Here is a 22,635-nt window from a genome sequence, read left to right on the forward strand (position 1 = left end):
GCGCCGGCGCTCAGGCCTCGCGGTAGTCCAGCAGGACGAGCCCGACCAGGATGAAGGCGACCGGCCATATCCACGCCGCGACGCCGCGGACGCGGCCGTCGAGCCGCAATTCGAGCCAGCGCGCCCAGCCCGCGGCGATCCCGCACAGCGCAAGCGGCGTGTGGCTCATCTCGATCAGGAGCTGGTCCTTGATGTTGGCGATGGCATGGGAATGCGTGAGCAGGAGCGCGCCGCCGAGCGCGGTCGTCAGTGGAAACACCAAGGCCGCGCGTCCGGCCTTGTCGCCGCGCAGCCGCACGCGCCATTCGAACAGTCCGAATACTGCGATCAGCAGCACGAAGATGCGGTGCTGCGCCACCTCGGGATCGCGCAGCGATTCGAAGAATCCGGCCGGCCCGAGCGGCCAGGCCTGCTCGTCGGCGCGGAGGAGCAGGAAGGCCGCCATGCCGAGAAACAGCAGCGGCCAATGCCTCGCCCAGCGGCCCCAGCGAAACCGCTCGATCAAGGCGAGCAGGCCGATCAGCACCACGAAGACGCCGGCCCAGTGATGATTGTACTCGGACCAGGCGATGTCCTCGGCGTTGCGCGGCAGGATCGTGCCTTCGCCGGGAACGTAGGCGGCCGGTGCGCTGCTGCGCCCGGCATCGGCCAGGGTGATCCTGGCCTGGAGCTGCGCGATGGTCAGCTTGTCGTAGTCCGGGCTGGTCAGGCGCGGCGGCCATTGCGGCGTGGCGCGCTCGACGATCTCCTGCCAGCTCAGTCGGTCGCGCGACAGATCGACGCCGGGCGGCAGCGACGTCAGCGACGCAGCCGCGAGCAGAACGGTGAGACCGATGCCGACCTCGACCTCGGCGAAGCGCTTGAGGCGGAGGATCGGCGTTGCGGGATCGCGCCGCAGCCGTTCGACCAAGAGATAATTGCCCGCGCCAAGCGCGAGCAGCATCAACAGCAACCCGATCTTGGCGAGGATCATGACGCCATAGGCGGTGCCGTAGATCGCCTCGATCGAGCCGATGTAATCGATGGCCATGACGAGACCGCCGCCGACGATGGCCGCGACTGCGGCCATGGACATCAGCGAGTAGCGCCGGGCGATGAGGCGCCAGTCGGAGGGCACCTTGCAGCCGTTCAGCGCGATCAGGAAATAGGGGAGCCCGCCGATCCAGATCGCGGCGCCCAGCATGTGGCCGGCATCGGACAGGAGCAGCGGCCAGCTGAGGACCGGCCGGCTCGCCGCGTGGGTCAGCCGGGTCTGCATCGCGAGCGCGAGCAGCGCAAGCGCGAGGAGTGCCAGGGATCGCAGGCCCTGCGCGCGTCCATTTGCCAGCACGGCGAGGCCGAATGCGCTCGCCGCAATGACGAGGCCGGCCCGGGCGAAATCGGCACTGATCGCCTCGCGCCACGACACCTGAAGCGTCCCGACCAGCGCGGCGGCATTGAGACCCAGCGAAGCGATGGTGAGGAGCGCCCAGGCGAAGGCGCTGACCTTCAGCACCGTCAGGCATTTCTCCTCGATCGTGAGACCGAACACCGACAGCTGCGGCTGCAACGGCCACCACAACAGCATCTGAAAGGCAAGACCGCCGAGCGTGAAGGCTTGGGCGATCAGGATCAGGCCGCGCAGAACGACCGACAGATAGCCGAAGATGTCGAGAAACAGGTACAAGGCGAGGTCAATGAACGATGAACGGAATGTCGCCGCGCGTGATGTGTCCGTCGACGCTCAGCACCTGCCAGCGCAGGCGCCATGCGCCGCCGGAAAGCCGCGTCGCCTCGGCCTTGAGCTCGTCGGCCGGAGCATTGGCCGCGGGCGTCAGCGCCTGCGTGGCGCCGTTCGGCGCCAGCAGCGTCAGCTTGGAACGGGCGCGATCGATCCTGCTGTTGAAATGCAGGCTGATCGCGACGGCGTCCCCCGAGACGGTCGCACCGGCCGCCGGCGAGGACGACACGATGATGGCGTGTGCCGAGGCTGCATTCGGGTCGGCAAGACACCAGATGGCGGATAGAAGGATCGCGATTCGAACGAATACGCGCATGGTTGGTCACTCGCTGTCGGCAGCCGTCCCGCCACTGCACCGCCCCCCGGCGCGTGGTCCGTGCCTATGTTGGAACCGCGGCGCACTTCGCCAAGGGCGCGCGAGCCGCCAGCCGGTTACAATCGACGGAAAAGGATCGGCTGTTGCCGCCGCGACACACCGGCCGCCGCAAAATGCCGATGCGGGAGGCACGCGTCGAGCCAAGCACGGAGACTTGAAGTCGACGCGACCAATTCTAAGTCAAACACAGCCGAACCCGCGGGTCCGGCGATATCAACACTGATGCTGAGGTTAGGAAGAGCCCGTCGCTTGCGCGGGCATATGTTCGAGGGAAGGCACATGAGAAAGCTTGCTCTTGCAATCGCCGCCGCAGCAACGCTCCTCATTGGAACGGTTGCGCCGGCCTCGGCCCACTGGCGGGGCCATCATCACTGGGGTGGTCCAGGGATAGGTCCGGCCGTGGCGCTCGGCCTGTTCACCGGAGCACTGGCGGCGGCGACCGCACCTCCGATCTACTATGCGCCGGTCTATGGTCCACCGGCATATTACTACGGACCCCGATACTATCGGACCGTCCGCTATTATCCGGCGGCATACCCCTATTGGTATCCCTGGTAAGCCGAGAATAAGGCCCGGCCTGCAGCCGGGCCTTATCGCTGCCTCACATCCCGATCGCCTGAACACGGCCCTTGCGAATGCGAGTGCCTCCAACCCGAGCCCGATGGTCTGCCCGGAACAGAAGGCAGCGGGAGAAGTTCTGTGGATAGGATGCAGGTCCGGACGCGTGCCGGGCCCGAACGGGCGCGCAACAATGCGCTTCGACGCAGCCCGGCCGCGTAACACGATCGGATCTGGTTCTCGCATGAACAAGAATGTCCGTTTCAATCTCGGATATGCTGTCGCGGCGATCTTCGCAGTCATCTTGATTCAGTATCTGATCTCCGCGGCGCACCAAATCGCGGTAATCCCCTACAGTGAATACCAACAATTGTTGCGCCAGGGGAAAGTCGATACCGTCGGCATCTCCGACCGCACCCTGCAGGGCACACTGAAGGAGCCGCTGCCTGGCGGCCAGAAGCAATTCGTCACCACGCGCGTCGACCAGGACGTCGCGCAGGAACTGGAGAAATACAACGTCCGCTTCACCGGGCAGATCGAGAGCACGTTTCTGCGCGACCTGTTGTCGTGGGTCATGCCCGTGCTGCTGTTCTTCGGCATCTGGTGGTACATCGGCCGCCGCATGGCCGAGGGCGGCGGGATCGGCGGCGGGCTGATGGCGATCGGCAAGAGCAAGGCCAAGGTGTATGTCGAATCCGATACCGGCGTCACCTTTGCCGATGTCGCCGGGGTCGACGAAGCCAAGGACGAGCTTCGCGAGGTCGTCGATTTCCTGAAGAACCCGACCGATTATGGCCGGCTCGGCGGCCGTATGCCGAAAGGCGTGCTGCTGGTGGGACCTCCGGGCACAGGCAAAACCCTCCTTGCCAAGGCCGTCGCCGGCGAGGCCAGAGTGCCGTTCTTCTCGATCTCGGGCTCGGAGTTCGTCGAGATGTTCGTCGGCGTCGGCGCCGCGCGTGTGCGGGACCTGTTTCAGCAGGCCCACCAAAAGGCGCCGGCTATCATTTTCATCGATGAGCTCGATGCGCTTGGCCGCGCCCGCGGCATCGGCCCTTTCGCCGGCGGCCACGATGAGAAGGAGCAAACGCTCAACCAGCTGCTGGTCGAGCTCGACGGTTTCGATTCGCGCTCCGGGCTCGTCATCCTCGCCGCCACCAACCGGCCGGAAATCCTTGACCCTGCCCTGCTCCGTGCCGGCCGTTTCGACCGGCAGGTGCTGGTCGACCGACCCGACAAGAGGGGCCGCATCGAGATCCTCAAGGTGCACATGAAGAAGGTGCGGCTGGCGGACGGTGTCGATGCGGACGCCGTTGCCGCACTCACCCCGGGTTTTACCGGCGCGGATCTTGCCAATCTCGTCAACGAAGCGGCACTTCTGGCGACACGTCGCGCTGCCGAGGCGGTGAGCATGAGTGACTTCAACAATGCAGTCGAGCGCATGGTCGCGGGCCTCGAAAAGCGCAACCGCCTGCTCAACGCCAAGGAACGCGAGATCGTCGCCTATCACGAGATGGGGCACGCCCTCGTCGCGCTCTCACTGCCGGGGACCGATCCAGTGCACAAGGTCTCGATCATCCCGCGCGGCGTGGGCGCGCTCGGCTACACCATCCAGCGACCGATCGAAGACCGGTTCCTGATGACGAAGGAAGAGCTGGAGAACAAGATGGCGGTGCTGCTCGGCGGCCGCGCCGCGGAGCTGATCGTGTTCGGGCACTTGTCGACCGGCGCAGCCGACGATCTGCGCCGCGTGACCGACATCGCCCGCAGCATGGTGACGCGCTACGGCATGTCCGAGAGACTGGGCAGCGTCGCCTATGAGCGTGATCCCGGCAATTTCCTTGCCGGCGCCGACCGCCCCTATCCGGTTCGCGAGCGCGACTATGCGGAAGAGACTGCGGCCGCAGTCGACCGCGAGGTGAAAGCCATCGTCGACCAGGTCTTCCAGCGCACTCAGGGCATCCTGAGCACACGGCGGCCGATCCTGGACCGCGCCGCGAAGAAGCTCTTGGAGAGGGAGACACTCGAGCAGAGCGATATCGATGTGCTGATCCGCGAGATGCCCAAGGAAGCGCTGCGCGCCATCTAGGGTTCGCGCCGGCGTTCAACACGCGCCCCGCCGCAAGGCGGCTTCACGCAGCGCGCTTCCGCCTGATCCCGGCCGGGAGCTCGATCATCCTCCGGTCTGGCGGCGAACCGTTCGAGATGAGCGGCGATGGCGTGCCTTCGCTCCTGGGCGCCACGATCCCTATGCCGGGATCGGCATGCCTGGCGCGCCATTCGAGCAAGATATGGCCGGCCACCAACATCAGGCCGGCACATAGCAGCGCAAGAGCCGCGCCGACAAGGTCACGATAGTCATTCATTCCAAAAGCCAAGCATGCGTGCAGCCAAATCGGAACCTGCGTGGACCAAATTGGAATGGAAGCTGCGCGTTTCAAGAGCCTGTCGGCAGCGGAGAAGGAGCTGGTAGTCTCCTTCGCCGCTGCGCGATGCTGGGGAGGGTCAGGCGGATCGTACAGAGGATGCGCCGGGCGAGCGCGGTGGACGGCGCAGCGACGGGGACGCGGAACGGCTGCTCTGGCGGGTGGAGTGATCGCGTTATCCCGGCGCATCGGAGCGCGGGCGCGCCTCTCACCGCGTCAAGCATGTGAGGGATCAGGCTGGGCGGCGAGACCGGCTGGAGCCGTAGTCGTTCGACGCCGGATGATTCCCTTCGCTCAACATCTTGCCAGTGGCGATGTTGACGAAGTGCAGCGAGCCGCAAGCGGGACATCGGACGGAGACGTGCGTGTCCGCGGCTCCCGACATTGGGCCGGGAAGCCAGTGCTGCACGTTCATGCCCGTGCGCGGGCACTTGAAGATGATGTTGCGCTCCATGTTGACGATATGCGCCCGCCGCTCCGGCATTGAAATTGCGGGCCAATACTTAGGCAACTGTCCTGAACGGATCCACGCGCGCACTGTCCGAGCTGCACAGCGGAGGCATTCTCGGCTTTTCCGGTGCCAGGCAGATCGTGCTGCGCAATCGTCAGCACCTCAGGGACATGAACGCCTGATCGCGCCTTTGAGCTGGATCAAGACATGTTGGCGACCCCGATTGTAGCGTCACGACGGCATCGGGATGCGCTTGCTGAGGTACCGTTGCCGAAGGAAGCGAAGTTCGGATTTTCAGGCCTTCCGGGCGGCGCTTTCATAGACAGGTGCAGAAAACCGCGAGCATGGAGCAGGCCGGAGCGCGGCTCCGCCGGAGAGTTCGATGGAACGAATGTCGGCAACGCGGGTTTGTTGGACGAGCTCGGACCCTGAATGGAAGAACCAAGCGAACAATCGGCCTCGGCGCTCCCATGGAGCCCGGGGCCGATTTTCGTCGAACCCTTGGGATCGTCCGGGCAAAGGAATACGCTGATCAGGAGAGCCGACATGCTTACCGACACTCACACCGACGATCTCACCGCGGTCGTGCGCTACGCACTGGAGACGACCCGCGCGACGACTGTTTGCCCCTTCCACCGCGACGTGATCGTCCGCATCGGAGATGACGCTGCCGAGAGCCACGCCTTCGAACGCGTGAAGCGAATGGCCCGAAGTGACGGCACGAAATGGGAGAAAGAAACTCTCAGGATGGAGATTGGCCGCCAGCTCGGAGCAGCCGCCGACGGATGCTGCCCCAAATGCGATCCGACGGCCCCGGGGCGTTGAGCCCGGCGCGAGTGGAAGGGATCGGGCGGATGGAACTGGTTCTTATCCTGAACGGAGCGCGCAGCTCTATCCAGAGGCCAGAAATCCCGTGAAACCAACAAAGCCCACCGCCTCCATCATCCGCGGGGGATCCCGGACGGATACTCCGTCAGCGGACGAAGGCGATGCTCGTCGGCTTTCGCCATCGGCCGAGAGGCGCCAGGTCATCGACGAGTACGCCGACAATTTGAGGAAGATCATCCGCAGACTTCTTGGAAGGCTGAATTGATCCCGCTCGGGCGCTTCGCGCCGAGGCACCAAATTCGAATTGACCGTCCGCTGCTTCTCTCGCCCTGTTCGCCGCGCCTCTTCCTGACGAGATCCGGCGGCGGGAACGCGAAAGCTTGATTCAGCGCAAAGGCCTGGAACAGGAGCCTGATAGTAAAGGGCGAAACTGACAGGGAATGCTCGGATGACGCTAAGACATTGGTGTGTGGTTCTCGCGATTTCGGCAGGTGCGGTCACATCCGCGATTGCTCAATCCGACTTTCCGCCGTCCGCGAGCGCGAAACAGGAGGTGCCTCGTCTCGTCGAGGTCATGGGCATGGCACAGCTCGAGCATCTCAAGCTGTGGTATGCAGGCAAGGCGAAAAACTGGGACCTGGCCGCGTATGAGCTCAGGCAGCTGACGAATAGCCTGGCCGAAGCAGCCGTCTTCTATCCGGCGGTGCCCATCAGCAACGTGACCACGATGAGGGAGCCGCTGGTCTCGGTCGCCGACGCGATCGCGGCCGGAGATGATCGCAAGTTCACCGCCTCCATGCGCGCGCTGACCGACGGCTGCAATGCCTGCCACACCGCGATGGGCCGCGGCTTCGTGACCATCGCCGTTCCGACCGGCGGGCAGCCACCTGCCAACCAGATATTTTCGCCAGCGGCGAACAGCCGGAAGAAATGATGCGCTGAAGCGGCGCGTAGCTCTCAACATCAACACGAGCAGGTGACATGTCGGCAGTCAGCTTTGCGCTCAGTCGCGCCCACGGCAGGAATATCGAGCGCTATCACCGGCTGCTGAAGACGCATCTCACCGATGTCGAGCGCAACTACATCGAGTGCCGCCTGTCGCAGGAACAGGCCGCCCTCGCCGCTATCGATCGGCCGTATCAGGACGGTGCTCACGCAGACACAGGTCGTGCTGTATCCGTCTATTAGCAATGCACAGACTGTGTCACCCGAAACCGGGTTGAGCTGCATCAACCCGGGGATCGAGCAGCCTCTTACCCTCGCCTGGCCCAGATGTCAGTGACCGGCGAGCCCTTCCAATGATCGCGCAATCCATTCCGGCGGAGGCTTTGGCTGCCGAGTTCTGGCAAACGCCAAAGGACGAGCTCTGCCGCGCGCTCGGCTCAGGTCCGGAAGGCCTGACACAAACCGAAGCGAAACGAAGGCTGGCAATTTTCGGAGCCAACCACGCCGACGCCTCCCAAACCCGGTCTGCTCTGCGCAAGCTCGGCCAACGCCTCTGGAATCCGTTGATTGCGATGCTGCTGGCGGCTGCGCTCGTATCCGGGCTGAGCGGCGATATCGGCAGTTTTGCCATCATCGCGACCGTGCTGTCCCTGTCCATCACGCTCGATATCGTTCAGGAGCATCGCGCCGAGCGGACGGCCGAAGCGTTGCGGGAATCCGTCGCCATTCAGGCCGACGTCATCAGGGACGGCAGCGGCATGACCGTCTCGGTGACGGCTCTCGTCCCCGGGGACGTCGTGAAGCTCCGCATCGGCGATCTGATACCGGCCGATGGCATCGTCCTCGATGCCCAGGAATTGCACGTCAATGAAGCCTTGATGACGGGCGAGCCGTTTCCGGCCTTCAAGACGGACGCTCCTTGCGCGGCGGCACTGCCGGCGGACGCCACGAACGCCCTGTTTGCAGGAACCAGCACCGTGGGCGGAAGCGGCAGGATGCTGGTCGTTAGGACCGGAGGCCGGACGCGCTTCGGCGCGATCGCCGCCGCAATGGCCGCCGACGCACCGCCGACGGCTCTCGAGGAGGGCGTCCGAAGGCTCGGCGTGCTGATCCTTCGCCTGACGCTCTTTCTCACCCTCTTTGTGCTGATGACTCATCTCGTCGCGCATCGTCCCGCAATGGAGTCCTTCCTCTTCGCGGTCGCACTCGCCGTCGGCCTGACGCCCGAACTGTTGCCCATGGTGATGACGGTGACCCTCGCCCGCGGCGCGCTGCGCATGGCGAGGCGAAAAGTCATCGTCAAGCGACTGTCCGCCATTCACGACCTGGGCGCGATGGACACGCTTTGCGTCGACAAGACCGGCACGTTGACGGAAGCCAGGATCACGCTGGAGGCGCATATCGATCCGCAGGATCGGCCCAGCGACCGCGTGCTGAGCTTCGCGCGCCTGAACAGCACGTTCCAGGCCGGGGTCAGAAGTCCTCTCGACGACGCGATCCTGTCAGCGAGCCGCGATGGCCCGGACGGCTGGGCCCGGCTTTCGGAAGTCCCGTTCGACTTCGAGCGGAGGTGCTTGTCCGTTCTCGCCGCACGGCACGAGGAGCACATGCTGATCGCAAAGGGGGCTCCGGAATCCATCCTGGCCCGCTGCGCTGCCGTGGAGATCGATGGCCTGGCTCATCCGCTCGACGCCGCGTGGCAACAGAAAATGGCAGACATCCAGGCTCGATATGCCCGCGACGGCTTCCGGCTTCTTGCCGTCGCAATCAGGTCCATTCCGGTTGGGCAACGGACGATCGCCGTCGGTGACGAGGCCAATCTGACCATGCTCGGCTTCTGTGTATTCGCCGATCCGCCGAAACAGGATGCGGCCTCGGCGATCGAAGCGCTCACCTCGCTCGGCGTGACGATAAAGATCCTCTCGGGTGACCATGATGCCGTGGTCTCCCATGTCGCGCGAGCGGTCGGTCTCCCGTCGGAACGGGTCATGACCGGAGCCGAGATCTCAAAGCTCACCGATGCCGCACTCGTCACCCGGGTCGATGACGTCGATCTGTTTGCCCGGATCGACCCCGACCAGAAGCGGCGGATCATTGCCGCACTCCGACGCCGCAGTCACGTCGTCGGTTTCATGGGAGACGGCGTCAATGATGCGCCGGCTATCCACGCAGCCCATGTCGGCATATCCGTCACGGGCGCGACCGAGGTCGCCCGCGCAGCCGCCGACATGATCCTGGTGACCCCCGACCTGTCCGTGCTTGCGGCAGGCGTGCGCGAGGGCCGCAGAACCTTTGCCAACATCCTGAAATATCTCCGAATGGGAACGAGCTCGAATTTCGGCAACATGCTTTCGATGGCCCTGGCGTCGATCGTTCTTCCATTCCTGCCGTTGCTGCCGCTGCAGATCCTGCTGAACAATCTGATCTACGATCTCTCCGAAATCGGAATCCCGTTCGACGAGGTCGACCGCGAAGACGTGGCCCAGCCCGAAACGTGGAACATGGCCGGCATCCTGCGTTTCTCCATCATCATGGGAATGGCGTCCTCCCTGTTCGATGCGATCACCTTCGTCGTTCTCCTCGAGGTGTTCGAGGCGGATGCAGCACTGTTTCGAACCGGATGGTTCGTGGAATCGATCTTCACCCAGATCCTGGTCATCTTCGTCATCCGGTCGCGCCGCATGCCATGGCGCGCGAACCGCCCCCACAACATCCTGATCGCGACGTCTGTCGGCGCCCTTCTCGCCGGGCTGGCGCTTGCGCTTGGTCCGTGGCGCGGACTGTTCGGCTTTACCGCGCTTTCCGGAGGAATACTGGCGGCGATCATTGCCATCGCAGCGGCCTATCTGATCTCGGCGAACGCCGCCAAGCGCCTCGCGATCCCGAAGACTTGACTCTCGAGACGATCGATCTGGTTCGATGCCGTGCGCGAGGGCGACGGCGCGCCGTCTGGCCCGCATTCGGCAGGAAGCAGAGCAATCCTACTTTGGTGGCTGAAGACCCCGAGAGTTGACCCATTCGTCGAGGTGAGCCGCGACATCGGCCTGACGAACCTTCGCGAGCAGGTCGTCCTGCTCGCGGCCAGGCTTCAGCCTCGCGGCCTGCTCACGGAGCCGTTCGGCCCACGCCGAAAGGCGGTCCTGAAACGATGCGGTTTGCTTGACGCGCTGCCGCCTCACAGTGCTTCCCCCTATGTTGAGCGCCTGTTGGGCGAGGGACACGAGCACTTCGACCCAGCGCTTTGGCTTCAGGCTAGAAGCCGATCAGCTCGCGGCCTTGCGCTAGATCAATGAGGGGCCGAATTCCGCGATGTGGAGCAGGTATCGGGCTCCGGCAGAGAGAGAGCCTTTACCGGTGCTCAGGTTGCGCCTGGATAAATCTGTTCGCGGTGAACTTCCCGGCCGTTCTCGTCGATGACGACGATCTTGAGCGCGGGATGGCCTTTCGGTTTTTCTCTGCGCACCTTGTCGGCGAGGCTTTTGCTGTGCGCGATGGCCGCGCCGTCACTCACAAGCTCCAATCCCGACTTGTCCCGGACGGGCACACCGTCCTTGATATCGAAATAGTAGGTGGGCATCGGCTCATTCCCGCGGCCCCATGCAGTTCGGTTGAGATCGTCATGCTGACAGAAGGAGCCGCCGAGATGCGGGGCAATGAACCTCGGCGGCCACTGGGGGACGTAACGTGGGGTCGCGTTACGCAAGTTAAATGATAACGCGCCCGCGGATCCCAGGCTTGATCCGGATCAAGCCCGTGCTGCCCCGACATGTCCTGCACGGCTCGGATCGCCCTTCAGGAGGATCACATACATTTTAAACGCTCATCCGTGCCGCAATCACGCGGCGACCGGCTTGCTCTCCTCGCTGCGCTGGCCGAGCAGCGGCGCGAACTGCTCGGACGTCACCGTTTCGTTGGCGATCAACAGTTCCACGCCGGCGTCCAGGTCACCACGCCGCCGCTGGAGGATATCCCTGGCGCTGCGGTCGCCCTCCTCGATCAGGTTGCGGACGGCGAGATCGATCTCGCGGCCCGTTGCCTCGGCAGTCCCGACGATCTTGTCCTGGGCCGCCCCGAGAAACACCTGCGGCTTGGGCGCATAGGTGCGCTGCCCCACCGTCTCGTCCATGCCGTACTTGGTCACCATTTCGATCGCGACTTCGGTCGCACGCTGAAGATCGTCGGCGGCGCCGGTGGAGATCGCACCGTCGAAGATCAGACGCTCCGATGCGCGTCCCCCCATCAGCACCGCGATGCGGTTCTTGAGTTCCTCGATCGTCAGCAGGAACCTGTCCTCGGTCGGACGCTGGATGGTGTATCCCAGCGCGCCGATCCCGCGCGGAATGATCGAGACCTTCTGCACCGGGTCGACGCCGGGCAGGCTGGCCGCGACGAGGGCATGGCCCATCTCGTGATAGGCGACCCTGCGCCGTTCGTCCTTGCTGAGCACCCTGCTCTTCTTCTCGATGCCGGCCACGATCCGCTCGATCGCCGTGACGAAATCGTCGAACGTGACCTCCTCACCGCTCCGTCTGGTCGCGGCGATCGCGGCTTCGTTGATGAGGTTTGCGAGGTCGGCGCCGGTGAAGCCGGTCGTGAGTCCCGCCACCTTGTCGAGGTCGACGCCTTTGCCCATACGGATCTTGCGGACGTGGACCTTGAGGATGGCAACGCGCCCGTTCTTGTCCGGCCGGTCAACCAGAACCTGGCGGTCGAAGCGACCCGCGCGCAACAGTGCGGGGTCCAGGATCTCGGGGCGATTGGTGGCCGCCAGCAGGATGACGCCGGCGCTCGGGTCGAAGCCGTCAAGCTCGGACAGCAGCTGGTTGAGGGTCTGCTCCTTCTCGTCGTAGCCTCCGAACGACAGCGGCCCGCGGCTGCGTCCCAGCGCGTCGAGTTCGTCGACGAAGATAATGCACGGTGCCGCCTTTCGGGCCTGCTCGAACAGATCCCGGACGCGGGCTGCGCCGACACCGACGAACATCTCAACGAACTCCGAGCCCGAGATCGAGAAGAACGGAACGCCGGCCTCTCCCGCCACGGCGCGGGCCAGCAGCGTCTTTCCCGTTCCCGGCGGTCCGACCGGCAATATTCCCTTGGGTACATGCGCCCCCAATCGGCCATAGCTCGCGGGGTCCTTGAGGAATGAAACGACCTCCTGGAGCTCGAACTTCGCCTCGTCCACTCCGGCTACATCCGCGAAGGTGACCTTGATGTCCTTTTCGACGTAGACCTTTGCACGGGACTTGCCGATCGCCATCAACCCGCCCAGGCCCTGTCCGCCGCCCATGCGGCGGCCGATCCAGAACCAGATCACGAAGAAGGCGATGACCGGAAAGATCCAGGACAGCAAGCTCTGCAGCAGACCGCCACTGGGAACGCCGGTCACATTCACGCCTTTTGCCGCGAGCTTTTCGGCCAAAGCCATATCGACCCGCGCCGTGATGAATGCGGCCTTTCCACTCGGAAGCGGTTCTTTCAATTTCCCCTGAATCATGTCCGAGCCGACGGACACCTCGGCGATCTTGTCCTGCGCCAGCAGCTGCTCGAATTGGCTGTAGGGAATGGTTTCGATTGAACTGTACGTCGCGAGCCCGAACTGCAGCATGACGAGCAGCAGGCCGCCTGCCAAGACAGCGGCCATGACCATGCTCTGCTTCCGTGAACCTTGATCGGACTCCACTCTGCTTCTCCCATCGCCGTCGGCTGCGCCGTGAATGGTAATGAGGGAACGGCGACCTCTGCTTGATTCAGGTCAACAGCGCGGTCCCACACGACCGGGCCGATGAACTCAACAGGGCTGACAGCACATGACGCTCGCGCCGGAGTCCCTGCGTTCAATGCTGCGCAATCCGGCCGTCGACCACCTCGATGATGCGGTCGCAGCGGCGCGCGAGGTCCAGATTATGGGTGACGAGCAGGAAGCTCGTGCCGCTCTCCCGATTGACCCGTCGCATCAGTTCGAAGACGGCATCGGCCGACTTCGAATCGAGATTTCCGGTCGGCTCGTCCGCCAGTACGAGATCCGGATTCATCGCGAGCGCCCTGGCCACCGCCACCCGCTGCTGCTGGCCGCCCGACATGTTGTTGGCGAGATTGTTTCCGAATCTCCCGAGACCGACCTCGGCGAGGAGATGATCGGCCCGGGCCGCGATCTCCGCGCTCGGAAATCCGCGATCCGCGAGCATCGGCATCATGATGTTTTCACGCGCGGTGAACGCAGAGATCAGCAAATGATGCTGAAACACGAAGCCGATGGTGTGGCCTCTGAGATGCGTGAGTTCGTCGTCGTGCAGCAGCCCGGTGTCGCGCCCCTTGATGAGGAGCCGGCCGGACGTGGGCCGATCGAGCAGACCGACGATGTTGAGCAGCGTGCTCTTGCCGGAGCCGGACGGACCCATCAAGGCCAGGAACTCGCCATGGTCGAGCTCGAGTTCGATGTCGTGCAGTACCTCGGCCTCCGATGGCAGGCCCACATTGTAGGTCTTGCAGACGCGCTCGAGCCTCAGGATTTCCTCAGCCACGGATCGCTACCACCGGATCGAGTTTCGCCGCGCGCACCGCCGGCGCTGTCGCAGCCAACAGGCCGGTGACCGTGGCGAGCAGCGCCGTATAGATGAAGAGGTTTCGCTCCAGGATCAACGGAAAGAACTCGCTTCCATCCGCCTGGCAGGCGACAGCGTGCCAATAGATCAGCGCAAGGGCGCCCATCGTCGCGCCGAACAGCGAGCCGACAAAGCCGAGCAGACCACCCTGGAGCAGGAACACCCGCAGGATCTGGCCGCGCGAGGTGCCCATTGCCCTGAGGATGCCGATCTCCTTGGAGCGCTGGATCACCGAGACGATGAGCACCGCGGCAATGCCAAAGGCCACAGACAGGCCCACGAACACACGGATCAAGGTGTTCGTGTAGATCTGCGCCCGGACGGCGGTGTAGAACTGCGCGTTGGTGGCGATCCAGCTATCGGCTTCGACGGCCGTCGCGGCCTGGATCCGCTTGGCGATGGTTTCCGCCGCGTAGATGTCCTTGATCGTCATGTCGATGGTGGTGACGCCGCCGATCATGCCGAGCAGAGACTGTCCCGTCCGCAGCGCGATGAAGGCCACCCGCTGATTGGCGCCCTTGTTGCCGAAATCGACCAGGCCGGAGATCGTCAGCACCCGGTTGGCGGAGCTTGCCGCCTGGAGGTTCAGCTTGTCGCCCACGCTGGCGCCGAGATTCTTGGCGAGCTCGGTGCCGATGATGATGTCTTCGCTGGTCAGGCGCGCGCTGCCGGCGACGATGTAGTCCGGCACCTTGACGATGTTGAAATAGGTGTCCGGCTCGATTCCGGTCAGCGTCACCGCCCGGCTGGCGTCGCCGCGGATCGCCAGCGCGGATCCGGTGATGGTGGGTGAGACTGCGGTGACTTCGGGCATCGCCAGCATCTGGGTTCTGATCTTCGGCCACTGGTCGATCGAGATCACCCGCTGGCTCGGCCGCTGCACCACCGCGTCCTCGATCTCGCCGGCGGCATTGCGCAGGGGACGCGCGACCTGATCCGGCGTGAGGAGCTGGATCTGCGGCTGCGACGTCAGCACGCGCCTGATGAAATTTGCCTCCATGCCCGCAAGCATCGCCGACATGAAGACAATGACGCCAACGCCGATCGAAATGCCGCCGATGATGAAGATGGTCTGCAATCTCCCCTCGCGCAGGAAGCGCACGGCAGCGATCCACTCGAATGGAAGCCAGCGATTCATGGCCGGACGGGCCGCACGCGCTGCCCGGTCACGACGCCGGAGCTCTGTGGAATCGCGACATCACCGGCTTCGAGCCCTTCGACGATCTCGATGTTGCTGCTGCCGCGCAGGCCGAGCTTCACCGGACGCTTGGCCGCACGACCACCCTCGACGGTCAGGACCCAGGGCTGTCCGGAGAGGATGTCATGGACCGAGCGGACGGGAAGCACCTTCGCATTGTCTTTCGCGGCAACCTCGATGTCGACCGAGACGGTCATGTCCTGGCGCAGGTCGTCGGATGGCTCCACCACCGTCAGCTTCACCTGGACGGTCGCGCGGGAAATGTCGATGCCCGGATTGATGTAGGAGACCTTGGCGGCGAAACGCCGGTCCGGGTAGGCATCTGCGGACGCCAGCGCGCTCTGTCCGAGCGCGAGCTTGCCGAGATTGCGCTCGTCGATCTGCAAGACCAGCTGCAGGTCACCTGACGGCGCCAGCACCAGGAGCGCTTTCCCCGCCTGCACCACGGTGCCTCGCTCGACGTTCCGGGTGATGAGGACGCCGTCGCGAGGGGCCACGATCGTCGCATAGCCCAGGCGGGAATCCGCCGTGTCCAGATTGGCGCGCGCCTGGTTGAGCTGCGTTTGCGCCATGACATAGTCGCTGCCGCCCGGGCTTGCGGTATAGACCTGGAACTCCGCCGCGCGCTTCACGGCGCGCGCGACGTCGAGCGTCTTCTGCGCGTCATCCAAGGCTGCCTTGGTCGCGTAGCCATTGTGTTCGAGCTGCGCCGTGCGGTTATGGGTCTGCTGGGCATTCAGAAGCGTTGCTTGCGCTTGTGTCAGAGCCTCCTTCGCGGATGGCAGCGTCAGCTCTTCGAGCTGCCTGATCCGGGCTTCGGCCTGGGCTACCGCCCCCTGCGCCTGGATCACGCTCGCTTTGAGTTCCCGTGCCTCCAGCGAGATCAGCGGCTGCCCTTTGCTGACCTTCTCGCCTTCCTGCACCAGCACGTCCGCAACCGTGCCGGTGATCTGGCTGCCGATCTCGACGCGGTACGGTGTCTCGACATGTCCGCTCGCCACCACGGTCTCGATCAATCGCCCGCGCGCGACCTGGTCGACCACGACGGCAGGTCCGAACAGGATGCGGACGCCCTGCCAGGCACCAAGGGCGAGCAGAACGAGGACCGCGAGCACGAACCATTTGTGGACGAGGACTCCCGACCACGCCGACGCGGCGGAGAGCCGGGTCATGTGCTCCTGCTTCGAAACCGATAGTGTTTGCTCGACCATGACTCTGCGCTGATGCGAATTCCGCCAAACTGAATACCGCATCACCCCTGTTCCAGATTGCGCCAAGTCAACGCGCTGCCCGCAAAATGCGCGCTGTCTCAAAATATTGTCGAGTTTGCATCGATCGACGGCCTGTCGAGAACTCCTGGGGCTTCGACGCCGGCATGCTCACGTTGACGAAGATCAATCCGGCTGCAGCTCACTCGTCCAAACTGACCCGCAAATCGCCTCGGCCATGAAGCAAGATGGAGGACGTGAAAAATGGCGCACAAGCAGGTCCTGTTTCACTCGGCGGCTAGTGAAAAAGTCTTGCGCGGCGCGTCCCTTCTCGCCGATGCCGTGCGCGTCACGCTCGGGCCGAAGTCGAAATCCGTCCTGATCCAGAAATCGTGGGGCGCACCCATCGTGTGCAACGACGGGGTCACCATTGCCAAGGAATTCGATCTCAAGGACGCAGAAGAGAACCTGGGCGCCCAGGTGCTGCGGCAGGCCGCCGAGAAGACCGGCGATGTCGTCGGCGACGGCACCAGCACGTCGACCATCCTGGCCCATGCCATCCTTGCAGACGGCGTCCGGAACGTCGTCGCCGGCGCGAGCGCGATCGATCTCAAACGCGGCCTCGATCGCGGGACACAGGCTGCCATCGCCGCCCTGCATGCCATGGCGAAACCGGTGAAGACCAGGGCGGAAAAGGTCCAGGTCGCCACGATCTCGGCGCACAACGACATCTCCATCGGCGAGCTGGTGGCCGATGCGATCGAGAAGGTCGGCGGTGACGGCGTGATCTCGGTGGAGGAGTCCAAGACCACCGAGACGCTGCTGGAGGTCGTGGAAGGCATGAAGTTCGACCGCGGCTTCCTATCGCCCTACTTCGTCACGGATGCGGACCGCATGGAAGCCGTGCTGCAGGATCCCTACGTTCTGCTTTGTGACCACAAGATCGGCGCCCTGCGCGATCTGGTTCCCCTGCTCGAGCAGGTCGCCAAGAGCGGCCGGTCGCTTCTGATCGTCGCCGAGGACATCGAGGGCGAAGCGCTGGCGACGCTCATCGTCAATCAGCTTCGCGGCGTGCTCAAGGCTTGCGCGGTCAAGGCACCTGGCTTCGGCGACCGGCGCAAGGCCATGCTGGAAGATATTGCCATCCTCACCGGCGCGCAGGTGATCTCGGAGGAGATCGGGCTCAAGCTCGAAAGTGCCACCCTCCAGCAGCTCGGTCGCGCCGCACGGGTGGTCGCCGACAAGGAGAATACCACCCTGATCGGGAGTGGCGGCGATCGCGCCCGTATCGACGCGCGGCTCGCGCAAATCCGCGTCGAGATCGAGAAGACGACCAGCGACTACGACCGCGAGAAGCTCGAGGAACGCCTCGCCAAGCTCTCGGGTGGCGTCGCCGTCATCCGGGTGGGAGCACCGACCGAAGCCGAGATGAAGGCGAAGAAGGAGGCGCTCGACGATGCGATCAGCTCGACGAAGGCCGCCGTGGCCGAGGGCATCGTTCCGGGCGGCGGGCTTGCCCTGCTCCGCACGATCGCAGCAGTGGCCAAGGAGGAGGCCACCTGCGAGGGCGACGAAAGAACGGGCGTGCAGATCCTGAAGCGCGCGCTCGAAGCTCCCGCGCGCCAGATCGCCGAAAATTCCGCAACCGATGGCGGCGTCGTCGTTGCCAGGATGCTGGCGAGCGAAGGCAATTCCGGCTTCGATGCCGCCCGGAAGGTCTATGTCGACCTCGTGGAGGCCGGCATCGTCGATCCCGTGAAGGTCGTACGGATCGCGCTCGAAAATGCGGTGTCCGTCGCAAGCGTGCTTCTTCTGACGGAGGCGACGATGACGGAGATTCCGGAGCCGAAGCGCGAGCGGCTGCCCGAGTCCGACATGGCGATGTAGCCGCCGCAGGCCCTGCAGCGAACGCAGAGGCATTGGCCGTCGGCGCAAGGCGGGCGAAGATTCCGTACAGGATGCAACGATGCCCTATCGCTCGAACAAGGACCTTCCCCCTGGCGTGCGGCACCATTTGCCGCCTCATGCCCTGGACATCTACCGGGAGGCATTCAACCATTCCTTTGCCTCGCATGCCGGGGACCTCCGGCAGGAAGAGATCGCTCACCGCACGGCCTGGGCTGCGGTGAAGCGCTCCTACGTGAAACTCGGCGACCAATGGTTGCCAAAGCGACCGGATTCATGAGCCCATCGCTCTCGACTGCCCGGCCATCGAGAAACGTCGATGTATCCACCCGTATTGCGGGACGTCGGATGTGGAACGACGAGTTCCACACCCGCATTGGGCATGATCATCCCATGACCTGCCGACACCGCCTGATCTCGCATGCGATGCTCTCGAGTTTGAGCGAAATCAACCGGTGCACGAGGGCCATGGCTATTCTTTTCGATGACCGGAATGGTCAAGCTCGAAGGAGACAATGATCATGGCAACCGAACCCAAACTTCCTGTCACCAAACCGTCCGCCGCGCCTGCAGCCGCCGGCGAGGCATGGCAACCGTTCCAGGCGCTGAGAAACGAAATCGACCAGATCTTCGACGATTTCGGCAACGGCTTCTGGAAACGGCCGCTCCGCTCGCTTGCCCGGCTGGAGCGCGACCTGTCCAAGAACTTCAATGCGCCGGCCGTCGACGTCGCCGAAAGCGACAAGGCCTACGAGATCACGGCTGAGCTTCCCGGCCTCGACGAGAAGAACATCGACGTCAAGCTCGTCAACGGAGGTCTCACCATCAGGGGCGAGAAGAAGGAAGAGACCGAAGAGAAGAAGAAGGATTACTACGTCTCCGAGCGCCGCTACGGCTCGTTCGAGCGCTACTTCGCGCTCCCGGACGGCGTCAACGCCGACAAGATCGAGGCGACGTTCAAGAACGGCGTGCTCAAGGTCGTCCTTCCCAAGACCGAAGAAGCCCAGAAGCCGGCCAAGACCATCAGCGTGAAGGCCGCCTGACGGCCGCCGACGCGAGGCTGTGACAGCCGCAGCCTCGCCTCACCCAGGACATTCGCCAGCGAACTCGAGGACACACCATGCGCGCGCATCATATCATGACGAAGGACCTCGTTGCCGTAACGCCGCACACGACGATCGAGGAGGCGGCCAGGATCATGCTCCGAATGCACATCAGCGGTCTGCCCGTCATCGACGATGCCGGTAACCTCGTCGGCGTGGTCTCGGAAAGCGACTTCCTCCGCCGTAGCGAGATCGGAACCGGTCGCAGGCACGCCGCCTGGCTGAAGTTCTTCATGGGACCAGGACGCGCGGCTGCCGAATTCGTTCACGAGCGCGGCCGCAAGGTGGAGGACGTGATGACGAAGCAGGTCGTCTCGGTGCAGGAGGACACGGATCTGGCCGAGCTGGTCGACCTGATGGAGAAGAACGACATCAAGCGCGTCCCCGTATTGCGGGGCAAGGCGCCCGTCGGGATCGTCACGAGGTCGAACCTGCTGCAGGCCGTGGCGAGCCTCCTGCACGAAATTCCGGATCCGACTGCCGATGACGAGCACATTCGCGAGCGCATCACGCGCGCGGTCAACGCCACGGACTGGCGTCCGATCGGCTTCGAGGTGAATGTCCGCAAAGGCGTCGTGCATTTGCACGGCCTCGTCACCACCGACGAGGCGCGTCGGGCCGCGATCGTTGCCGCCGAGAGCACCGCTGGCGTCAAGGACGTTCACGACCATCTCTGCTTCGTCGACACCTATAGCGGGTTCTACGTGGAAGCGCCCGAAGACATGAGGGCCGCCGGCTGAACTCCCCGCGGATCGAGGTCACCATGCTCGGATGGTTCGTTCGGATTCTCTTCGCCATAGCAGCGCCGATCACGGCGCTGTTCGTGGCACGTGACGCACTGAACTTCGGCTTGATCCAGACCATCGTGACCATGTTGCTCGTGACTGTCCTGGTCGGGCTGATTGCCGCCTATACCGGGCGGGACCGACAGGCCCCGCGCTAACTGCCGACGCGACACGGTGGCCGGCGCCTGCCGCCGACCGGCTCGCCCGCTCCTGCCGCACAGATGCGCGAAGCCGCCCGATGGCATCGGCAAGGCACAGCAAAGGTAACGCGGTGGGCCGGTACTCCGGGAGTGCAGGTGTTCGCCGTGTGGCTCCGGACATCACCTTAGGTGAAGCTCCCAAATTTCGGACGGGCAATTTATCCGCTAGTAAGGGTTTGTCAGCACGCACCGGCGAGGCGCCTGCAAATGAACCACTCGATCTACACTGCAGACAGGACAACGCATCTGAAAGTGGCCGTTACCGGATTGCTGGCTGGCATCGCCGTCGTAGCGACCACGCTGACCGTGCACTTGGCGCAGCCTGAATTGATGCAGAAGGCGAAGACTCTGGCCGTTCACCAGGCACGTCCGATGCACGCACTGACCGAAATGGCCCAACGCTAATCGAGATCGGGCTGTTGGAGGATATTCAGATGACCAACGAAGCAATCAAGGCGCTAATGATATTCGCGATGTACGGCATCCTCGAACTCGCGCTCTATTTTTCGTCGATCGCCAGATCTGCCAAGCAATCGGTGCGTTCGACACCCGGCCAGACTGCGAATCCCGATTTCACCCGTCCCGTGGCGGAGGACTAGGTCGATCGGCGCGGTCGCCCGTCGCGAGACCGCGGCGTCAGGGACGATCGTTACAATGGTTCGTCATCGAGGAAGGCTCTGCCTGCAGCGAGACGAAGTCACCGCCGCCGTAATCGAACAGGGGCTTGATCGAGATCAACCGCCCGGCCGCGATCGGGTGCCGCCGCGCTAGAACCCCGCCCGCTCCCCTCGCCCGTTGCTTGCCTGGCGGTTGATCTCGGTCAAACGTCGATCGGCAAAGAGCAGCATTGTGGACCGAACATGATCTGAACTGCGCCATCTCAAGGCAGGCACATGACAACGACAGACGGAGCCGCTCCCTCACCTCAAACGCGCGTGCCGGCAGCAGAACCATTTCTGTGGGGCGTCTCGACCTCGAGCTTCCAGATCGAGGGCGCGTCCCATGTGGATGGGCGCGGCGACAGCATATGGGACAGCTATTGCCGGCAGAAGGGCCGCATCAAGAATGGCGATACCGGCGATATCGCCTGCGATCACTATCATCGCTACCGTGAAGACATCGCGACGATGCGCGATATCGGCGTCGGCGCCTACCGCTTCTCGATCTCGTGGCCGCGCATCCTGCCTCGCGGTCGCGGGGCCGCGAACGAGGCGGGCCTCGATTTCTACGACAGGCTCGTCGATGCACTCCTGGCTGCCAGCATAGAACCCTGGGTCTGTCTCTATCACTGGGATCTGCCGCAGGCGCTGCAGGACCTCGGCGGCTGGCAGAACCGGGACATCGCGGGATGGTTCGCCGATTATGCCGCGCTGGCGGCCCGACGCTTTGGCGACCGCGTCAAGCGGTTCGCCACTTTCAACGAGCCATGCGTATTCACGCTGTTCGGATACGGTCTCGGCTGGAACGCGCCCGGCATTGCCGACAGGAGCGCTTTGCACCGGGCCATTCACCACGTGAACCTCAGTCATGGCCGCGCCATCGACGTGCTCCGGCAATCGGTGACGGATGCATCGCTCGGTGCCATTCACAACCGCCAGCCCTGTTATCCCGTTACCACGCGGGAGGAGGATGTTGCGGCGACGCGGCGCTTTGCGCCGTACTGGAATGACGCATTCCCGTATCCGCAGCACTTTGCCCACTATCCCCTCGAGCTTGCCGAGGCCATCGAGCCTTACGTCAAGCCCGGCGACATGGCGCAGATCGCGCGGCCGGTCGACTGGTTCGGGCTCAACCACTATTCGCCGCACTACGTCAAGGCCGACAGCAATCCGATCGGCGCCGGCTTCGGTGCACCGCCGGATAGCGTGCACCGGACTGTTATCGGCTGGCCCATCATTCCCGACGCGTTCCGCGATACGCTGCTCGACATCCACCGGCGCTTCCGGTTGCCGATCTACGTGCTGGAGAACGGAACCGCCGCGGACGACAAGCCGGACGATACAGGCCGCGTTCAGGACACCGCACGAATTGCCTATCTCGACGCCTATACAAGGGCAATGCAGGAAGCGATGCGGGCCGGAGCCGACGTCAAGGGCTATTTCGTGTGGTCGCTGCTCGACAATTTCGAGTGGGCATCGGGCTACTCGCAGCGCTTCGGTCTCGTTCATGTCGATTTTGCCACGCAGAAGCGAACCCCGAAAGCGTCGGCGAACTGGTATTCCGATCTCATCCGGTCGGCACGACGGTCGCAGATTGCCGCAGACCGTGCGGGGCTCGACAACGTGACGGCAATGCCCGGCGCGATGGCCGCCTCCACGGTCTCCAGCTAGGCC

General features: G+C 64.0%; 22 protein-coding genes and 1 pseudogene. 15 read left to right on the forward strand and 8 right to left on the reverse strand.

All coding sequences use genetic code 11. From position 1 onward, the window contains the following. Positions 1-10 precede the first annotated feature (10 nt). Together IVB23_RS10080 and IVB23_RS10085 are read right to left on the reverse strand one after the other, a co-directional pair. Positions 11-1,666: a CopD family protein gene (locus tag IVB23_RS10080; RefSeq protein ID WP_061878326.1), complete on the reverse strand. Its 1,656-nt coding sequence runs from the start codon at positions 1,664-1,666 to the stop codon at positions 11-13. Between the two features lie 7 nt (positions 1,667-1,673). Then, complete coding sequence (locus tag IVB23_RS10085) at positions 1,674-2,036, reverse strand: copper resistance CopC family protein (RefSeq protein WP_061878327.1); 363 nt, start codon at positions 2,034-2,036, stop codon at positions 1,674-1,676. A 339-nt stretch (positions 2,037-2,375) separates the two neighbouring features. On the opposite strand from IVB23_RS10085, the gene IVB23_RS10090 reads away from it, so the two are divergent. Together IVB23_RS10090 and ftsH (IVB23_RS10095) are read left to right on the forward strand one after the other, a co-directional pair. Beyond that, positions 2,376-2,654: a hypothetical protein gene (locus IVB23_RS10090; protein WP_082821986.1), complete on the forward strand. Its 279-nt coding sequence runs from the start codon at positions 2,376-2,378 to the stop codon at positions 2,652-2,654. Between the two features lie 244 nt (positions 2,655-2,898). Then, a complete protein-coding gene (gene ftsH, locus IVB23_RS10095) occupies positions 2,899-4,740 on the forward strand; it encodes an ATP-dependent zinc metalloprotease FtsH (RefSeq protein ID WP_247803411.1) in 1,842 nt (613 codons plus the stop codon). Positions 4,741-4,783: 43 nt separating this feature from the next. On the opposite strand, the gene IVB23_RS10100 is transcribed toward ftsH (IVB23_RS10095), so the two are convergent. Further along, the gene (locus IVB23_RS10100; protein WP_131866686.1) at positions 4,784-5,017 is read right to left on the reverse strand and encodes a hypothetical protein; all 234 of its coding nucleotides are present in this window, start codon (positions 5,015-5,017) and stop codon (positions 4,784-4,786) included. A gap of 554 nt (positions 5,018-5,571) precedes the next feature. On the opposite strand from IVB23_RS10100, the pseudogene fixK reads away from it, so the two are divergent. The 5 genes and pseudogenes from fixK to mgtA form a co-directional block, all read left to right on the forward strand. Next, positions 5,572-5,710: pseudogene (gene fixK / locus IVB23_RS10110) on the forward strand (nitrogen fixation protein FixK); the annotation flags it as partial. Positions 5,711-6,074: 364 nt separating this feature from the next. Further along, on the forward strand, positions 6,075-6,353 hold the full coding sequence (locus tag IVB23_RS10115) for a hypothetical protein (RefSeq protein WP_247803412.1): 279 nt from the start codon (positions 6,075-6,077) through the stop codon (positions 6,351-6,353). Positions 6,354-6,825: 472 nt separating this feature from the next. Beyond that, a complete protein-coding gene (locus IVB23_RS10120) occupies positions 6,826-7,290 on the forward strand; it encodes a hypothetical protein (protein ID WP_245311962.1) in 465 nt (154 codons plus the stop codon). Positions 7,291-7,337: 47 nt separating this feature from the next. Continuing rightward, positions 7,338-7,544, forward strand: a complete 207-nt coding sequence (locus IVB23_RS10125; RefSeq protein WP_247803413.1) for a hypothetical protein — start codon at positions 7,338-7,340, stop codon at positions 7,542-7,544. A gap of 110 nt (positions 7,545-7,654) precedes the next feature. Beyond that, positions 7,655-10,195: a magnesium-translocating P-type ATPase gene (gene mgtA / locus IVB23_RS10130; RefSeq protein WP_247803414.1), complete on the forward strand. Its 2,541-nt coding sequence runs from the start codon at positions 7,655-7,657 to the stop codon at positions 10,193-10,195. A 464-nt stretch (positions 10,196-10,659) separates the two neighbouring features. Here mgtA and IVB23_RS10140 read toward each other — a convergent pair whose 3' ends face one another. From IVB23_RS10140 to IVB23_RS10160, 5 genes are all read right to left on the reverse strand, one after another. Beyond that, positions 10,660-10,878, reverse strand: a complete 219-nt coding sequence (locus IVB23_RS10140) for a hypothetical protein (RefSeq protein WP_061878332.1) — start codon at positions 10,876-10,878, stop codon at positions 10,660-10,662. A gap of 258 nt (positions 10,879-11,136) precedes the next feature. Further along, positions 11,137-12,981 carry an ATP-dependent zinc metalloprotease FtsH gene (ftsH, locus tag IVB23_RS10145; protein WP_247803415.1) on the reverse strand — a complete coding sequence of 615 codons (1,845 nt, stop codon included), beginning with the start codon at positions 12,979-12,981 and terminating at the stop codon, positions 11,137-11,139. Between the two features lie 154 nt (positions 12,982-13,135). Next, complete coding sequence (locus IVB23_RS10150) at positions 13,136-13,822, reverse strand: ABC transporter ATP-binding protein (protein WP_247803416.1); 687 nt, start codon at positions 13,820-13,822, stop codon at positions 13,136-13,138. After that, positions 13,815-15,041, reverse strand: a complete 1,227-nt coding sequence (locus IVB23_RS10155; protein WP_247803417.1) for an FtsX-like permease family protein — start codon at positions 15,039-15,041, stop codon at positions 13,815-13,817. Before IVB23_RS10155 ends, IVB23_RS10150 begins: the two co-directional genes overlap by 8 nt. Beyond that, entirely contained in the window at positions 15,038-16,273 is a 1,236-nt protein-coding gene (locus IVB23_RS10160) for an efflux RND transporter periplasmic adaptor subunit (protein WP_247803418.1), read from the reverse strand. Before IVB23_RS10160 ends, IVB23_RS10155 begins: the two co-directional genes overlap by 4 nt. A 300-nt stretch (positions 16,274-16,573) precedes the next feature. Here IVB23_RS10160 and groL point away from each other — a divergent pair, with 300 nt between their 5' ends. The 8 genes from groL (at position 16,574) to IVB23_RS10200 (ending at position 22,632) form a co-directional block, all read left to right on the forward strand. After that, positions 16,574-18,196 (forward strand): chaperonin GroEL, encoded by a 1,623-nt coding sequence (gene groL, locus IVB23_RS10165; RefSeq protein WP_247803419.1) that lies wholly within the window; start codon positions 16,574-16,576, stop codon positions 18,194-18,196. 79 nt (positions 18,197-18,275) lie between these two features. Beyond that, a complete protein-coding gene (locus IVB23_RS10170) occupies positions 18,276-18,494 on the forward strand; it encodes a ChaB family protein (RefSeq protein ID WP_194389022.1) in 219 nt (72 codons plus the stop codon). Positions 18,495-18,735: 241 nt separating this feature from the next. Next, positions 18,736-19,257, forward strand: a complete 522-nt coding sequence (locus tag IVB23_RS10175; RefSeq protein ID WP_247803420.1) for an Hsp20/alpha crystallin family protein — start codon at positions 18,736-18,738, stop codon at positions 19,255-19,257. Positions 19,258-19,334: 77 nt separating this feature from the next. Then, on the forward strand, positions 19,335-20,057 hold the full coding sequence (locus tag IVB23_RS10180; RefSeq protein ID WP_247803421.1) for a CBS domain-containing protein: 723 nt from the start codon (positions 19,335-19,337) through the stop codon (positions 20,055-20,057). Between the two features lie 23 nt (positions 20,058-20,080). After that, the gene (locus IVB23_RS10185; RefSeq protein WP_061878337.1) at positions 20,081-20,260 is read left to right on the forward strand and encodes a hypothetical protein; all 180 of its coding nucleotides are present in this window, start codon (positions 20,081-20,083) and stop codon (positions 20,258-20,260) included. 249 nt (positions 20,261-20,509) lie between these two features. Continuing rightward, positions 20,510-20,707, forward strand: a complete 198-nt coding sequence (locus tag IVB23_RS10190) for a hypothetical protein (RefSeq protein WP_247803422.1) — start codon at positions 20,510-20,512, stop codon at positions 20,705-20,707. Between the two features lie 29 nt (positions 20,708-20,736). Beyond that, positions 20,737-20,901, forward strand: a complete 165-nt coding sequence (locus IVB23_RS10195) for a hypothetical protein (RefSeq protein ID WP_156504872.1) — start codon at positions 20,737-20,739, stop codon at positions 20,899-20,901. Between the two features lie 294 nt (positions 20,902-21,195). Next, positions 21,196-22,632, forward strand: a complete 1,437-nt coding sequence (locus IVB23_RS10200) for a GH1 family beta-glucosidase (protein WP_247803423.1) — start codon at positions 21,196-21,198, stop codon at positions 22,630-22,632. The last annotated feature ends 3 nt before the right edge of the window (positions 22,633-22,635 follow it).

This window comes from Bradyrhizobium sp. 191 (assembly GCF_023100985.1).
GTDB classification, from domain to species: Bacteria; Pseudomonadota; Alphaproteobacteria; order Rhizobiales; family Xanthobacteraceae; genus Bradyrhizobium; species Bradyrhizobium diversitatis.

Coding starts and splice junctions, on each gene's coding strand:
- IVB23_RS10160 (WP_247803418.1), bottom strand. CDS start 16,273: ATGACCCGGCTCTCCGCCGCGTCGGCGTGGTCGGGAGTCCTCGTCCAC.
- IVB23_RS10140 (WP_061878332.1), bottom strand. CDS start 10,878: ATGCCCACCTACTATTTCGATATCAAGGACGGTGTGCCCGTCCGGGAC.
- IVB23_RS10170 (WP_194389022.1), top strand. CDS start 18,276: ATGCCCTATCGCTCGAACAAGGACCTTCCCCCTGGCGTGCGGCACCAT.
- IVB23_RS10180 (WP_247803421.1), top strand. CDS start 19,335: ATGCGCGCGCATCATATCATGACGAAGGACCTCGTTGCCGTAACGCCG.
- IVB23_RS10100 (WP_131866686.1), bottom strand. CDS start 5,017: ATGAATGACTATCGTGACCTTGTCGGCGCGGCTCTTGCGCTGCTATGT.
- ftsH (WP_247803411.1), top strand. CDS start 2,899: ATGAACAAGAATGTCCGTTTCAATCTCGGATATGCTGTCGCGGCGATC.
- IVB23_RS10200 (WP_247803423.1), top strand. CDS start 21,196: ATGACAACGACAGACGGAGCCGCTCCCTCACCTCAAACGCGCGTGCCG.
- groL (WP_247803419.1), top strand. CDS start 16,574: ATGGCGCACAAGCAGGTCCTGTTTCACTCGGCGGCTAGTGAAAAAGTC.
- IVB23_RS10090 (WP_082821986.1), top strand. CDS start 2,376: ATGAGAAAGCTTGCTCTTGCAATCGCCGCCGCAGCAACGCTCCTCATT.
- IVB23_RS10115 (WP_247803412.1), top strand. CDS start 6,075: ATGCTTACCGACACTCACACCGACGATCTCACCGCGGTCGTGCGCTAC.
- IVB23_RS10085 (WP_061878327.1), bottom strand. CDS start 2,036: ATGCGCGTATTCGTTCGAATCGCGATCCTTCTATCCGCCATCTGGTGT.
- IVB23_RS10185 (WP_061878337.1), top strand. CDS start 20,081: ATGCTCGGATGGTTCGTTCGGATTCTCTTCGCCATAGCAGCGCCGATC.
- mgtA (WP_247803414.1), top strand. CDS start 7,655: ATGATCGCGCAATCCATTCCGGCGGAGGCTTTGGCTGCCGAGTTCTGG.
- IVB23_RS10190 (WP_247803422.1), top strand. CDS start 20,510: ATGAACCACTCGATCTACACTGCAGACAGGACAACGCATCTGAAAGTG.
- IVB23_RS10125 (WP_247803413.1), top strand. CDS start 7,338: ATGTCGGCAGTCAGCTTTGCGCTCAGTCGCGCCCACGGCAGGAATATC.
- IVB23_RS10195 (WP_156504872.1), top strand. CDS start 20,737: ATGACCAACGAAGCAATCAAGGCGCTAATGATATTCGCGATGTACGGC.
- IVB23_RS10155 (WP_247803417.1), bottom strand. CDS start 15,041: ATGAATCGCTGGCTTCCATTCGAGTGGATCGCTGCCGTGCGCTTCCTG.
- IVB23_RS10175 (WP_247803420.1), top strand. CDS start 18,736: ATGGCAACCGAACCCAAACTTCCTGTCACCAAACCGTCCGCCGCGCCT.